Here is a 13,095-nt window from a genome sequence, read left to right on the forward strand (position 1 = left end):
TACTACCTAGTACGCGAAACCAGCCAGACTTGGGCACTGTGCTTTGGAACTGAAATCTTCGCATTTGGCGCAGCGATGACAGGCTCATACGTTGCAACTTTCTTGCTTGCATCAAAAATGCATCGAAAAGTTTCACCCCATTGTGCATCAGGTAAAGTAAAAAGAGTTTCATTCTTTGACGAGTTCATTAATAGCAATAGGCCTCGCGTTGGATCGGCTTCAACAAATACGGTAATGCTTCGCTTCTCCTCATCGGCCCAGTGGTCATTGCTCATTTCTCGGCCATCCAAAGAAAACCAAGCAATATCTTTACGGCGCGTTCCTTGATCGACCATCCCAGTAAAGAACTCAGAGGCAACATCTGCCAAATACGTTTGACGAATCTGGGCAAGTGACTGCACTGTTGCCAAAATATCTTCGGCCTGGCTATTTAACTCCCACGGTAGCGCCCAGCCACCATTGAAATCTGCGGCACTATCCTGAAGCATTTCGATCGGAAGAGAATAGGCATTATTAGAACCTGCTTGAGTACGGCTGACCTCATCGCCCATATTGAGCATCGGAACACCTGACGAGAGCATCAAAGTCGCTAAAAGTGATTTCTTTATTCGATGCCTGGTTTCTTGGATAGTTGGGTCATCACTTTCACCCTCTCTTCCTACATTCCAGGATCTATTGGAGCCAGTTCCATCGGCATTATTCTCGCCATTTGCTAAATTATTTTTCTCGTTATATGTCACCAAGTCATGGAGCGTGAAGCCATCGTGAGCGGTGATGAAGTTAATAGAAGATGTCGGACCTCGATAATAAAAAATTGAGCTGGAACCGCTAATACTATTGGCAATATCGGAAACTCCATCACCGAAGCCGCGTTCAAGGTCACCGAGCCAGAACTGACGTGCTGAGTCGCGATAGACATCGTTCCACTCCCGCCACGGATGCGGAAAATCACCCAATGAATAACGCGTGACATCCCATGGCTCTGCAATCATTTTAAAATTACGAAGGACAGAGTCCGATCCGATTGCAGATAACAAAGATGAGTTAAAGGCGCTCTTATTTGGATAGAGCGCAGTAGTTAAATCAAAACGGAATCCATCGACACCGATTACTTCAATCCACCAACGAAGGGAATCTATTATGTGGCGCACCGAGTGAGGGTTATTTGCGGCAAATGTATTGCCACAACCCGTAACATCGACATAATTACCGTGGCTGTCGTGACGGTAGTAAGCCTTATTATCTATTCCCTTGTAAGACAGCGTTGGTCCACCAACGCCACCTTCGGCAGTATGGTTGTAAACAACATCTAAAATAACTTCGATTCCCGCTTCGTGTAATTGATCAACTGCCCATTGCAGTTCACTAATTGGATCAACGCTAGATGCGTACGCCGCATGGGGTGCGCTAAATGCAATTGAGTTATATCCCCAGTAATTTATTCGACCTCGATGAAATATTGCTGGCTCTGTTAGCGATGCGGCAATTGGCAAAAGTTCAAGTGCGGTAATTCCAATTGATTTTAAATGTGCAATCGTGCTGGGATGTCCCAACGCTTTATACGTGCCACGTTCATTCTCAGGAATATCTGGATTCTTGGCCGTTAATCCCTTTACGTGAGCTTCGTAAATAATTGTTTTAGCCCATGGCACTAGGGGGCGAACTATCTCGCGAATTCGATGATCAGTAACGACCGAGTACGGAACAAAACCGGCGCTATCACGGCCATCGCGCACGCTTAAATCGCCACCGCCCGTGCCATTGTGTGCGACATGTCCATAGATTTCAGGTGCATAGGTCAGACCGCCATCTAAGAGATGGGTATAGGGATCAATTAATAGTTTTGCAGCGTTAAAGCGAACACCGTTTTCAGGATGCCAAGGCCCATACATTCGATATCCATAGCACTGCCCAGGACGGACTCCGGCTAAATACCCATGCCAGATTGGCCCATTTCGATGCGACATCGCAAAGCGTGTCTCAACACAGTTGCCGTTAATCTCATTGAATAAACAGAGCTCCACGGCATCGGCGGCGTTGGACCAGATAGCAAAATTAGTTCCACCATCGGTAACAGTGGCGCCAAGGGTTCGAGGATCTGCTGGAAGCACGGGGCAATACTGCCCTAATTGGTTGGATCTATTGGAGATTGAAAGTGTTGGTAATTGAATGGGTTGGCCAATCCAGTTACTCATCAGTAACATATCCGCCATGAAGATTGCTGTCTGCATTAAGCAAGTCCCAGATTCATGGGCAGAGAAGAAGATGGTTGATGGATTACTAGATCGAGTACATGTAGATGCAGTCCTCAATGATCTCGATGAGTACGCCATTGAAGAGGCGTTGCGTATCGCCGAAGCACATGGCGGTAACGATGAGGGCGGACCACATACCGTAACTGTGATTTCAATGGGTCCAGAGCGTGCAAGCGAATCAATTCGAAAGGCGCTCTCAATGGGGGCAAATGGTGCGATCTTAATTAGCGATTCCGCGCTTGCAGGAGCCGACGCGCTCATGACGTCGAAAGTTTTGTCTACCGCTATTTCACAGGGCGAGTTTGATCTTATTATCTGCGGAACAGAATCAACGGATGCGCGAATGAGTGTTGTACCAGCAATGATTGCCGAACGCCTTGGATGTGCTCAGCTTACTTTTGCCTCAGCGGTAACAGTCGACCCTTCGGTAAAAAGAGTGACCATTACTCGCGTCACTGAAACTGGAGTTGAAGAGATGTACGGGGAGTTTCCAGTTGTTGTATCGGTAGTTGAAAAGATTAATGAACCACGTTACCCATCATTTAAAGGCATCATGGCCGCAAAGAAAAAAACAATTGAAACGGTAAACATTGCAAGCCTTGGGATTTCAATTGAAAACCAATGGTCCGTCGTCGTTGATGCATCACTTAGACCGGTTCGCGCCGCGGGTGTCATAATTACCGATGATGGTACCGCTGGAGATCAAATTGTTGCCTTTCTAGTAGAAAAAAAGCTGATATGAGCGATGTATTAATTCTCGCCGACTTTATCGGTGCAAAATTGAGTAGGACCACAGCCGAGCTTGCTACCGCCGCTGCACGAATTGCAGAGGTTACTGCAGTAGTACTTGCACCCGTTGGTAAAGGTTCTTCTTATTCAGCCGCAGTTTCTCACGGTCCAATTGCTAAAGTTTTGGTCGTGGAATCAGATAGTTTCGAAACTCATGGGGTAGCAGCTTCGGCCGATGTTCTGAATCAAATAATTACAATGAAAGCCCCACGTGCAGTGTTAATTGCATCGCATGCATTTGGAAAAGAAGTCGCAGGTCGAGTAGCAGTAAAAAGTAACTCTGGAATAATTACCGATGCCGTCGACATTAGCGCCGAATTAATTGCCACCCAGCTGGTTTTTGGTGGCTCTACTACAGTGCACTCCAAAATCTCTCACGGAGTACCAATTATTACTGTGCGCCCAAACTCCATCACTCCAGATATGCAAGAGGTTCATCCAATAATTGAAACTCTCATAATGGAAATTGGGGATAATGCTAAAAAGAGTGTTGTTACTTCGGTGCAGCCACCCGAAGAAGGCGGACGTCCAGAGTTGACTGAAGCCGACATCGTAGTTTCGGGTGGGCGTGGAACAAATGGAGATTTCTCCGCAGTAGAGGCATTTGCCGATTCACTAGGCGCGGCAGTTGGTGCATCACGTGCGGCGACAGATGCCGGTTGGTATCCACATTCTCACCAAGTTGGTCAGACTGGTAAGACGGTAAGTCCACAGTTATATGTCGCCTGCGGTATTTCCGGTGCGATTCAACATAGAGCTGGCATGCAAACTAGTAAAGCGATCCTTGTTATCAATAAAGATCCTGAGGCACCGATTTTCGAAATCGCCGATTTTGGCGTAGTTGGTGATCTCTTTTCGGTCTTACCAAAGGCCACGGAGGGCATTAACGCACGTAAAGCCTAGAATTAGCCACATGCCATCGATTTACCTTGACCATGCAGCGACAACGCCAATTGATGCGCGCGCCCTTGCCGCCATGTCAGATCAGGCTGCGGCACTGGGTAATCCTTCAAGTCTGCACACGCATGGTCGCGCAACGAGAAAAACTTTAGAGGATGCGCGCGAAATTTTAGCTAAAGAGATTGGATGCCTGCCCAGCGAAATCATATTTACGGCATCAGGGACTGAGGCAAACAACATTGCTCTGAAAGGTCTGTATTGGGCTGGGCGAGTTAACGGGCGAAATATTGTTGTAATTTCAAGCATTGAGCATCATGCGATTTTAGATCCGGCTCATTGGCTGGCAACTCACGAGGCGGCCGAAGTAATTGAGATTCCAGTCAATCACAACGGAACCATTGATTTAGAGTTTCTCTCGAATCTAGTCGATAAACGCGGTAACGAGATTGCCGTTATTTCTGTGATGCATTCTAATAACGAGACTGGCGTGCTCCAACCCATTTCGGATGTTGTTTCAATTGCCGGTGAAATTCCAGTCCATAGTGATGCCGTGCAGAGTTTTAAAAAAGTTCCACTCTCATTTTCTCAACTAGGTCTGACTGCAATGAGTTTGAGTGCGCACAAAATCAGTGGACCGCTAGGAATCGGTGCGCTAATTTTAAAACGCACTGTTGAAATTCCTTCGCTATTACACGGTGGCGGACAAGAGCGAGAGATTCGAAGCGGTACGTTCAACGCCCCTGGAATTGTGGGTTTTTCCACTGCGGCGGTTAGTGCCATTTACAACGCCTCTGTAGTCAGCGCACTAAGAGATCTCTTTATCTTGGCCGTTCAACGCTTATTTCCAGATGCAATCATTAATGGTCTTGCATCAGAGCGCTTACCAGGAATTGTGAACGTAACTTTTCCTGGGACTCAAAGCGATACGCTGCTTTTACTTATGGATGGAGAACACATCTCCTGTTCCACTGGATCGGCATGTAGCGCTGGGGTGCATGAGGCCAGTCATGTTCTGCTTGCAATGGGACACAATGAAGCGTCAGCGCAGTCATCGCTTCGCTTTTCATTTGGTGCAACGAGTACCGAACAGGACTGTGACTTTGTTGTGTCAGTACTTCCCGATGTAATTGCTCGGGGAAGGGCGGCACACTCACTATGAAATTAATTGCAGCGATGAGCGGCGGCGTTGATTCGGCAGTTGCCGCAGCGCGAGCCGTTGAGGCAGGCCATGAAGTAATAGGAGTGCACTTAGCGCTATCGGCCAACCCACAGAAATATCGCTCTGGTGCCCGAGGCTGTTGCACGATCGAGGACTCACATGATGCTCGCCGCGCCGCCGATGTGATCGGAATCCCTTTCTATATTTGGGATATGGCTGAAGAGTTTCATGACGGAGTCGTTGAAGATTTCTTAGCTGAATATGCTGTAGGTCGCACACCTAATCCATGTCTTCGGTGCAATGAAAAAATTAAGTTCGCAGCGGTTTTAGATCGTGCGCGTGCAATGGGTTTTGATGGAGTTGTCACTGGCCACTATGCCCGTACCCAGGTGAGTGAGAGCGGGAAAACTCTGCATCGCGCAGTCGATCACTCGAAGGATCAGTCATATGTACTATCGGTATTAACCGTCGAGCAAATTTCTGGCGCAGTTTTTCCATTAGGTGATACAACTAAAGTTGATATCAGAAAAGAGGCCGAAGCTCGTGGTTTGGCGGTCGCGCAAAAGCCTGACAGTCACGACATCTGTTTTGTTCCTTCAGGCGATAATGCTGGGTGGCTCCGTGATCGTTTAGGAAGTGATGTCGGTCCCATTGTTGATCAAAGCGGTACAAAAATCGGCGAGCATAAAGGCGCTTATACCTACACAATCGGTCAACGAAAAGGTTTAGGTTTAACGATTCCAACTCCTGATGGTTCACCGCGTTTTGTTTTAAAAATTGAACCCGTTACAAATACTGTGGTCGTTGGTGCCCGAGAAGATTTAGCAATTACGACTATGCGCGGTGAAAGGCCGGTTTGGTGTGGACCGGCCGTTGATGATCAAAAACATCAAGGCTTTGTTCAGATTCGTGCTCATGGTGCGGCGTTGGCCTGCACGTACTTTATTGAGAATGGATTACTTGTAGCGGTTTTGGAAACACCGCTCCTCGGACTTGCTACGGGTCAGGCGATGGTGATTTACGATGGCGACCGTGTAGTGGGCTCGGCAACAATCTGTGAGACGCAATAATGAGTAATCAAGAACGTCACAAAATCTCTGATTTAACTAAGCAAATAAGAGAGCATCAATTTAAATACCATGTTTTAGATGCCCCAACAATTAGTGATGCCGCATTTGATCAATTACTTGTGCAACTTAAAGATCTAGAGTCTAAGAACCCTGAACTGCGCGAACCTGATTCACCAACCCTTGGCATTGGTGGGGGATTTTCAACGACGTTTGCCCAGCATGACCACATTGAGAAGATGATGAGCTTGGACAATGTATTTGATCTGGATGAGTTAGAGGCTTGGTTTGATCGAGTTGAAAAAGAGATTGAGCACCCTACATATCTGTGCGAGCTCAAAGTTGATGGATTGGCAATAAACCTGACTTACAAAGATGGCCAATTAATTCGGGGATTAACCCGTGGTAACGGCGTCACAGGAGAAGATGTGACTCTCAATGTTAAGACAATTAAGAATCTACCCCATGAATTAACTGGTACGAAAATTCCTTCACTGATTGAAATACGTGGAGAAGTATTTTTTCCATTAGCTGCCTTCAACGAACTCAACGATGGCCTTGAAGAGTCAGGCAAAACTCTTTTCGCAAATCCACGTAACGCCGCTGCAGGATCACTGCGACAGAAGGATCCACGTGTCACGGCTACGCGCCCACTATCCCTCATAGTTCATGGTGTTGGAGCAAGAGATGGAATTGAATTTAAATCTCAAAGTCAGGCATATGCCGTATTGAAGAAACTTGGTTTACCAACTAGCAATCGATTCTCAGTATGTGCGTCCCGAACCGAAGTTGAAAAGTACATTGAGTATTACGGACTTCACCGCCACGATGTCGAACATGAGATTGATGGAGTAGTGATCAAAGTTGATTCAATGGCCGAGCAGTCTCACTTAGGTTTTACATCGCGCGCGCCTAAATGGGCGATTGCATTTAAATATCCTCCTGAAGAGGTCACGACTCGATTACTCGATATAAAAGTGAGCATTGGGCGTACGGGACGGGTTACGCCTTTTGCTTTTATGGAGCCCGTTAAAGTCGCCGGCTCAACAGTTACTAATGCAACTTTGCACAACGCTTCTGAGATTGTGCGCAAGGGAGTTTTAATCGGTGATGTTGTCGTAATTCGCAAAGCCGGCGATGTGATTCCTGAAGTTTTAGCACCAGTAGTTGAGCGACGCACAGGCAGTGAAGTCGCATTTGTAATGCCAACGCACTGTCCGGAGTGCGGATCTGCGCTGCGTGCAATGTCGGAGGGCGATGTAGATATTCGCTGTCCTAACGCACAAAGTTGTCCTGCCCAACTTCGTGAGCGTCTTTATTACATCGGCTCACGCGCAGCCCTTGATATCGATGTTTTAGGATATGAGGCAGCTACGGCTCTACTTGATGCACGAATTATTACCGATGAATCCGATCTCTTTGACGTGGATAAAGAAAAGTTAGCTACATCTGATTTCTTTACTAAAAAAGATGGCGAACTGGGATTAAATGTTGAAAAACTTCTAGCCGCACTTGAAAAAGCAAAGAGCGCTCCCTTATGGCGAATTTTAGTTGCACTCTCAATTCGACACGTGGGGCCAACTGCTGCCCAGGCTCTTGCAACTCACTGCGGTTCAATAGAGAAGATCGCTTCATCAACGGCGGCCGAACTTGCCGAAATCGATGGCGTTGGCACCACAATTGCCGAATCCATCATCGAGTGGTTTGCACTGGATTGGCACCGAGAAATTATTCGCAAGTGGGCAGCAGCTGGGGTACGCGTTAAGGCCGAGACAATTGCGCAAAATCGGCAAACTCTTACAGGTTTAACTTTTGTAGTAACTGGGGGATTAGAGAGTTACACCCGAGATTCAATCGCCGAAACGATCACGGCTCATGGCGGCAAAGCGGCTTCAGCGGTCTCAAAGAAGACCGACTATCTCTTGGTCGGTATCGAGCCCGGTTCTAAGTTAGCTAAGGCTCAAGAATTGGGCGTTCCAATCATTGATGAGATGAGATTTAAAGAATTGCTCGCAGGCTCGTAGTAGGATTTGTGCCATGATTAACCTCGCCGCAGAAAATCTTCGAGAATTACCAATGCCAGCTATTGCTTATGGTGTTGTAACTTTCGCAATACTCTCGATATTTCTATATTTAGCGTTGCGCTTAGACCGGGATTAATTTGTCCCGAGTAGGAATTTATGGCGGGACTTTCGATCCGATTCACAATGGTCATTTGAAGGTTATTTCCCAACTTATTGAGAAGAAAATCATTGATCAATTGATCCTTGTTCCCGCCGGCCAACCATTGCTGAGAGAGCACAGCCCTATTGCATCTGGCTCGGATCGACGAAAAATGTGCGAACTTGCAGTTTCAACACTTCCCACAAGCATTTCACAGCACATAGAAGTCAATCCCATTGAGATTCTGCGCGACGGTCCTAGTTATGCAATAGATACAGTTGAAGCGATCCGTAACGCGCATCCTGAAGATGAGATTTTTCTGATCATGGGTTCGGATGCATATTCAAAGATTGATCAGTGGCATCGGGCCGATGAGCTTCATAAACTAACGTCGATTATCTGTATAAATCGGCCGGGTTTTGCTCAACACGGCATTGATATAGAAGCACTTGATGTCTCTGCCTCCGAAGTTCGCACAGGTTTGAGCGCAGATGTACCGGAAATCGTTGCCGCATTTATAAGCGAGAATAAGCTCTATGACAATTAGCGCACGCACCCTCGAAATCACTCAAGTAGCTGCTGCTGCAATAGTTGAGAAAATCGGTACGGATCTCATCGCGATTGACTTATCTGATCAGTTAGTCCTCAGTGAAGTTTTCTTAATTGCTACGGGACAAAATGTTGCTCAGGTCGATTCAATCGCCGACGAAGTTGAACGCCAGTTAATCGCAATCGGAGAAAAGCCTGCGCGTCGCGAAAAAGGTGCTGAGTGGATTCTCCTCGACTACTCAGATTTAGTTGTGCATATTCAGAGCACCGAACTTCGAAAATATTACATGCTCGATCGACTGTGGAATGATTGCCCAATAATTGAGTTAGATGCCGTGAAAGCCAGCGTAGTAAATGGCCGGTAATCGCGTAGTTTTGTGGCGTCACGGACAGACCGATTGGAATATGGTCAATCGCTTCCAAGGTCACTCCGATATTCCACTCAATGATGTTGGTCGCTATCAAGTCAAACATGCCGCTGAAATTTTGGCCGGCATGAATCCCACTGCAATTATTTCGAGTGATTTAGGACGTGCGCGCGATACTGCTCAGGCGTTAGCAGATTTAGTCGGTCTTAGCGTCAGAACCGATGAAAACTTACGCGAAACAAATGGCGGCATGTGGGAGGGGAAAACAGGTGCGGAAAATCGCGCCGAAGATTTTCAAAACTTTATTCGTTGGATAGATGGCGATGATAATCCTGCTGGAACAACTGGTGAAAAGCGCAGTGAAGTCGCCGATCGTGCCGTTGGAGTAATAAATAGAGAGCTCGAAGGAAAGAGCAATCAACTTTTAATTGTCGCCACTCATGGTGGTACTGCGCGCTGTGTTTTAGGTCAGCTTTTACAACTTCCACTTACGCACTGGGGTGTGATCGGTGGACTTTCAAATGCTTCATGGTCAATCCTTGAACGCAATCCGCGTCAATGGAATTTAATGGAGCATAACGCCGGTTCAATTCCAGAGCCTGTCTATGGCGAAGAAAGCGGCGCGACTGCCCCGTAATTCATGCGGTAAGGTTTGCATCTTCTCAATAAGTTGGGGCTGTGGCGCAGCTGGTAGCGCACCTGCATGGCATGCAGGGGGTCAGGGGTTCAAATCCCCTCAGCTCCACCATGTGATGTCTCGAGGGCGAATTCATCTAAGTGTTGCAACGAGTAATTGAGTCCAAAGGTGTAGTTTTACAAACCCACCGAAGTTGCTGGATCCGAGATGTAGATTGCAGGTTTAATGATGCTTGAAAAACTGCCAATTGCAACAATTCTAAAATTATCTATTCTTGTTTTCTTCTTTTTTCTTATTGTGCTGCAAACCTTGTCATTCCCAGGGCAATTTCGATATATGGCCGAAGTTAACCCGACAGATGCGCCACTTCGATGGCCCTTGACGGTTTTGTTTTTCTTATGGTTTCTGGCACTTGAATTTGTGCTCGTGTGTATTTGGAAACTCGTGTCAAAGGCAGAGAATGGAACATTCTTTACTTCTGAGACGGTTCCGATTTTGACCATAATAATTCGAATAATTGCCATAGTTTGGGTTTCATTTTTTGCCTGGTTAATTGTAATTTTTGTAAATGCTGATGACCCTGGTTTTCCTCTTGTAAATTTAGTCTTCTTCGTATTTATAACTTTGGCTGGTCTTAGTGTCGTTGAATTTCGCAAAATTATGAGAGTCTGGTGAACCATTGGGCATGAAATTCACTATCGCAATGGCAATTATTGTCTAAGTACCTAAGTAGGCTCTTTCTAAGAGTACTAAATCAACCTTTCTCATTTCAATCAAAGCTTTTGTTGCAGGAATTGTACTCGGCACAACTATTACAACCACCTATCGTGCACGCACCCTTTATATCTGTTGGTTTGATTTCGCCATTATTAATTAACAGATCCACGCAGAGATCAACAATCCCTTCATCAAAACCGGTTAATACTCTTATCTCTTTGCGAGTTGAAGCGCCCATTGAAAGGGCATCACGGACGCGATCTAATGCCTTCATGCTCATACAAAAAACCTACCGATTTGGAAGATTGCAACTGCCAGAATCCAAGCAATAGCAAGTTGAAGTCCCACTCCAATTAGCGCCCACTTTGTACCAAACTCTTTTTTCTGCGCACCAATTGTCGCAACACAAGGGGTGTATGCCGTGAGAAAGACTAGGAACGCCCAAATTGCAGGGAAAGTTGCACCACCACTAGATTTTTCGAAATCCCGCATGAGCAATTTACCCAATGATTCGCGCTGAGTTTCATCACTTCCCGCATCTACGGCATAGTTCTGTGCCCAAGAAGAGATTACAACTTCTTTTGCAACAAATCCTGTAACGAGCGCACCCGTGGTGTGCCAATCACCAAAACCAGCTGGTGCAAATATCGGTGAGATAGCTTTAGAGAGTGAACCATAAGCGCTCCTTTCCACTGGAACTTCTCCAAATGAGTAGCCACTCGAGAATGGAATAGCCATCAGCGCCCAAACTGCAATAACTGTAATGATGACTATGCCACCTGCTTCTCGCAAGAATCCCTTCACTCGCAACCATGCATCTGAGACAATGAGCATTGACGTTGGAAGCTTGTAAGGTGGAAGTTCAATTAAAAGAGGTTCGCGAGGAGCATCTGTTGCAAATAAACTCTTAAATATAAAACTAAAACCGATGACAAGTGAGATTGAGATGAGGTACATCGCAAAGATTACGCTGCCAGCTTTGTTACTGAAGAAGATAGTTCCTACGAATACATAGACTGCAAGACGAGCCGAACAAGCTGTAAACGGCACAGCTAAACCTGCAATAAGGCGGTGCCGAGCATCACTTAATGCTCGAGTCGCACTAACTGCTGGCACATTGCAACCAAAGCCAACCAACATAGGCAAAATTGCACGCCCTGGTAAGCCAGCAAAGCGCATGATGCGATCAGCAACAACTGCTGCTCGAGCCATATATCCAGAGTCTTCCAAAAAGCTCAAGAAGAAAAACATCACTGACATTACCGGCAGGAAAGTAAGTAAGAGACCGACGCCAGCCAAGATGCCATTAACAACCAAGCCATTAATAATCGCATTGCTGCCTAATTGAGCGGAAACAAATGAGCCAAACTTCTGGTTTATTGCAATATCTAGCCAATCCTGCATCGGTGCAGCAAATGTTGTTGTGCCTTGAAAGACAAGCCATAAAATCGTCAGAAGTGCAAGTGGTCCAAGGATGGGCGATATAAAGATGCGGTCAAATTTATCTGACAGAGATTTTTTGGCAACGTGCTTAGTAGTTACTGCTTGAGTAATTGAGTGAACCCAATCAACACGCTCTTCAATGGAGTTAAAGGAAATCAATACTGGGTTCTGTGAAAGACCTAAGTTCGCGGTAATTGCACTCTTTAGTTCTTCAATGCCTTCATTTTTGCGAGGATTAACTTTTACGACTGGCAATCCTAGTTCAGCGCTTAACTTTTGCGTGGAGACATCAATGCCTCGTCGTTGGGCTACGTCATTCATTGAAAGAGCAACGAGAACTTTTTCTCCCTGTTCAATAAGTTCCGAAAGCAAGAAGAGGCAACGAGCCATACTTGCGCAGTCAATGATAAATAAAACGAGATCTGGCTTACCATTTTTAAGAATATCGACGGCAAGAACTTCATCTGGTGAAACTGGATGAATCGAAGCGATGCCTGGTAAATCTAACAGGGTAAGGTCGTCTCCATTGATAGAAACTTCCGCGCTTCCCACCTCAACAGTCGTCGCTGGCCAATTTCCCATTTTGCGATGAACGCCGGAGATTCGTGTAAAGAGAGTTGACTTGCCGACGTTTGAGCGACCAACTACCGCAACTACTGGATTCTTGCGATCTTCAAGAACTGAGCCATGAACTACGTTCTTGCACTCAGAGCACAATTAGGCTTCCTCACGAACTTCAACGAGTTCAGCCAAACTCTTATGAAGGACAACGCGATGGTCTTCGACCCGAAACAGGATTCCTCCGCCAGTCGTTTTGCGAAGTTTCTGGATATGGACTCCTTTTCGGATTCCCAAGGAGATTAAGCGAGTGCTCATGATATTGAGAGTGAGTCCGCTGACTATCGCCGACCTTTCGCTCTCGAGCTCAGATGCCTTCACACTGCATAGGCTAATAGGTAGATTCCTAGATCGGTTCGCCAGGACTAAAGAGATATTGCTCACCATGAGCGTTGCGTATGTCACACCCCTAACTAAATCCTCACTGCGA

At 46.3% G+C, this 13,095-nt stretch carries 14 protein-coding genes and 1 tRNA gene; 11 read left to right on the forward strand and 4 right to left on the reverse strand.

Annotated features, from left to right (window positions below; all coding sequences use genetic code 11):
* Nucleotides 1-2 precede the first annotated feature (2 nt).
* Nucleotides 3-2,195 (reverse strand): glycogen debranching protein GlgX, encoded by a 2,193-nt coding sequence (gene glgX, locus Q8K48_04935; GenBank protein ID MDP1851742.1) that lies wholly within the window; start codon nucleotides 2,193-2,195, stop codon nucleotides 3-5.
* 16 nt (nucleotides 2,196-2,211) lie between these two features.
* Here glgX and Q8K48_04940 point away from each other — a divergent pair, with 16 nt between their 5' ends.
* From Q8K48_04940 to Q8K48_04990, 11 genes are all read left to right on the forward strand, one after another.
* Nucleotides 2,212-2,997 carry an electron transfer flavoprotein subunit beta/FixA family protein gene (locus Q8K48_04940; protein ID MDP1851743.1) on the forward strand — a complete coding sequence of 262 codons (786 nt, stop codon included), beginning with the start codon at nucleotides 2,212-2,214 and terminating at the stop codon, nucleotides 2,995-2,997.
* Complete coding sequence (locus Q8K48_04945; protein MDP1851744.1) at nucleotides 2,994-3,947, forward strand: electron transfer flavoprotein subunit alpha/FixB family protein; 954 nt, start codon at nucleotides 2,994-2,996, stop codon at nucleotides 3,945-3,947. The genes Q8K48_04940 and Q8K48_04945 overlap by 4 nt, the downstream gene beginning before the upstream one ends.
* A gap of 10 nt (nucleotides 3,948-3,957) precedes the next feature.
* Nucleotides 3,958-5,103, forward strand: a complete 1,146-nt coding sequence (locus Q8K48_04950; GenBank protein MDP1851745.1) for a cysteine desulfurase family protein — start codon at nucleotides 3,958-3,960, stop codon at nucleotides 5,101-5,103.
* Nucleotides 5,100-6,173: a tRNA 2-thiouridine(34) synthase MnmA gene (gene mnmA / locus Q8K48_04955; protein MDP1851746.1), complete on the forward strand. Its 1,074-nt coding sequence runs from the start codon at nucleotides 5,100-5,102 to the stop codon at nucleotides 6,171-6,173. The genes Q8K48_04950 and mnmA overlap by 4 nt, the downstream gene beginning before the upstream one ends.
* On the forward strand, nucleotides 6,173-8,194 hold the full coding sequence (ligA, locus tag Q8K48_04960; GenBank protein MDP1851747.1) for an NAD-dependent DNA ligase LigA: 2,022 nt from the start codon (nucleotides 6,173-6,175) through the stop codon (nucleotides 8,192-8,194). The genes mnmA and ligA overlap by 1 nt, the downstream gene beginning before the upstream one ends.
* Nucleotides 8,195-8,207: 13 nt before the next feature.
* The gene (locus Q8K48_04965) at nucleotides 8,208-8,330 is read left to right on the forward strand and encodes a hypothetical protein (GenBank protein MDP1851748.1); all 123 of its coding nucleotides are present in this window, start codon (nucleotides 8,208-8,210) and stop codon (nucleotides 8,328-8,330) included.
* 1 nt (nucleotide 8,331) lies between these two features.
* Nucleotides 8,332-8,880, forward strand: a complete 549-nt coding sequence (nadD, locus tag Q8K48_04970; GenBank protein ID MDP1851749.1) for a nicotinate (nicotinamide) nucleotide adenylyltransferase — start codon at nucleotides 8,332-8,334, stop codon at nucleotides 8,878-8,880.
* Complete coding sequence (gene rsfS / locus Q8K48_04975) at nucleotides 8,870-9,247, forward strand: ribosome silencing factor (protein MDP1851750.1); 378 nt, start codon at nucleotides 8,870-8,872, stop codon at nucleotides 9,245-9,247. Before nadD ends, rsfS begins: the two co-directional genes overlap by 11 nt.
* Nucleotides 9,237-9,887 (forward strand): histidine phosphatase family protein, encoded by a 651-nt coding sequence (locus tag Q8K48_04980; protein ID MDP1851751.1) that lies wholly within the window; start codon nucleotides 9,237-9,239, stop codon nucleotides 9,885-9,887. The genes rsfS and Q8K48_04980 overlap by 11 nt, the downstream gene beginning before the upstream one ends.
* Nucleotides 9,888-9,922: 35 nt before the next feature.
* A tRNA-Ala gene (locus Q8K48_04985) sits at nucleotides 9,923-9,998 on the forward strand.
* A gap of 114 nt (nucleotides 9,999-10,112) precedes the next feature.
* Nucleotides 10,113-10,562 carry a DUF2975 domain-containing protein gene (locus Q8K48_04990; protein ID MDP1851752.1) on the forward strand — a complete coding sequence of 150 codons (450 nt, stop codon included), beginning with the start codon at nucleotides 10,113-10,115 and terminating at the stop codon, nucleotides 10,560-10,562.
* Between the two features lie 94 nt (nucleotides 10,563-10,656).
* On the opposite strand, the gene Q8K48_04995 is transcribed toward Q8K48_04990, so the two are convergent.
* The 3 genes from Q8K48_04995 to Q8K48_05005 form a co-directional block, all read right to left on the reverse strand.
* The gene (locus tag Q8K48_04995; GenBank protein MDP1851753.1) at nucleotides 10,657-10,884 is read right to left on the reverse strand and encodes a hypothetical protein; all 228 of its coding nucleotides are present in this window, start codon (nucleotides 10,882-10,884) and stop codon (nucleotides 10,657-10,659) included.
* Nucleotides 10,881-12,764, reverse strand: a complete 1,884-nt coding sequence (locus Q8K48_05000; GenBank protein ID MDP1851754.1) for a ferrous iron transporter B — start codon at nucleotides 12,762-12,764, stop codon at nucleotides 10,881-10,883. The genes Q8K48_04995 and Q8K48_05000 overlap by 4 nt, the downstream gene beginning before the upstream one ends.
* On the reverse strand, nucleotides 12,765-13,095 hold a 331-nt coding region (locus tag Q8K48_05005), incomplete at its 5' end, for a FeoA family protein (protein ID MDP1851755.1). It abuts the gene before it with no gap.

Source organism: Candidatus Planktophila sp. (genome assembly GCA_030681675.1).
Classification (GTDB): domain Bacteria; phylum Actinomycetota; class Actinomycetes; order Nanopelagicales; family Nanopelagicaceae; genus Planktophila.

Coding starts and splice junctions, on each gene's coding strand:
- Q8K48_04945 (MDP1851744.1), top strand. CDS start 2,994: ATGAGCGATGTATTAATTCTCGCCGACTTTATCGGTGCAAAATTGAGT.
- mnmA (MDP1851746.1), top strand. CDS start 5,100: ATGAAATTAATTGCAGCGATGAGCGGCGGCGTTGATTCGGCAGTTGCC.
- Q8K48_04940 (MDP1851743.1), top strand. CDS start 2,212: ATGAAGATTGCTGTCTGCATTAAGCAAGTCCCAGATTCATGGGCAGAG.
- Q8K48_04950 (MDP1851745.1), top strand. CDS start 3,958: ATGCCATCGATTTACCTTGACCATGCAGCGACAACGCCAATTGATGCG.
- Q8K48_04965 (MDP1851748.1), top strand. CDS start 8,208: ATGATTAACCTCGCCGCAGAAAATCTTCGAGAATTACCAATGCCAGCT.
- Q8K48_04990 (MDP1851752.1), top strand. CDS start 10,113: ATGATGCTTGAAAAACTGCCAATTGCAACAATTCTAAAATTATCTATT.
- rsfS (MDP1851750.1), top strand. CDS start 8,870: ATGACAATTAGCGCACGCACCCTCGAAATCACTCAAGTAGCTGCTGCT.
- ligA (MDP1851747.1), top strand. CDS start 6,173: ATGAGTAATCAAGAACGTCACAAAATCTCTGATTTAACTAAGCAAATA.
- Q8K48_04980 (MDP1851751.1), top strand. CDS start 9,237: ATGGCCGGTAATCGCGTAGTTTTGTGGCGTCACGGACAGACCGATTGG.
- glgX (MDP1851742.1), bottom strand. CDS start 2,195: ATGAGTAACTGGATTGGCCAACCCATTCAATTACCAACACTTTCAATC.
- Q8K48_04995 (MDP1851753.1), bottom strand. CDS start 10,884: ATGAGCATGAAGGCATTAGATCGCGTCCGTGATGCCCTTTCAATGGGC.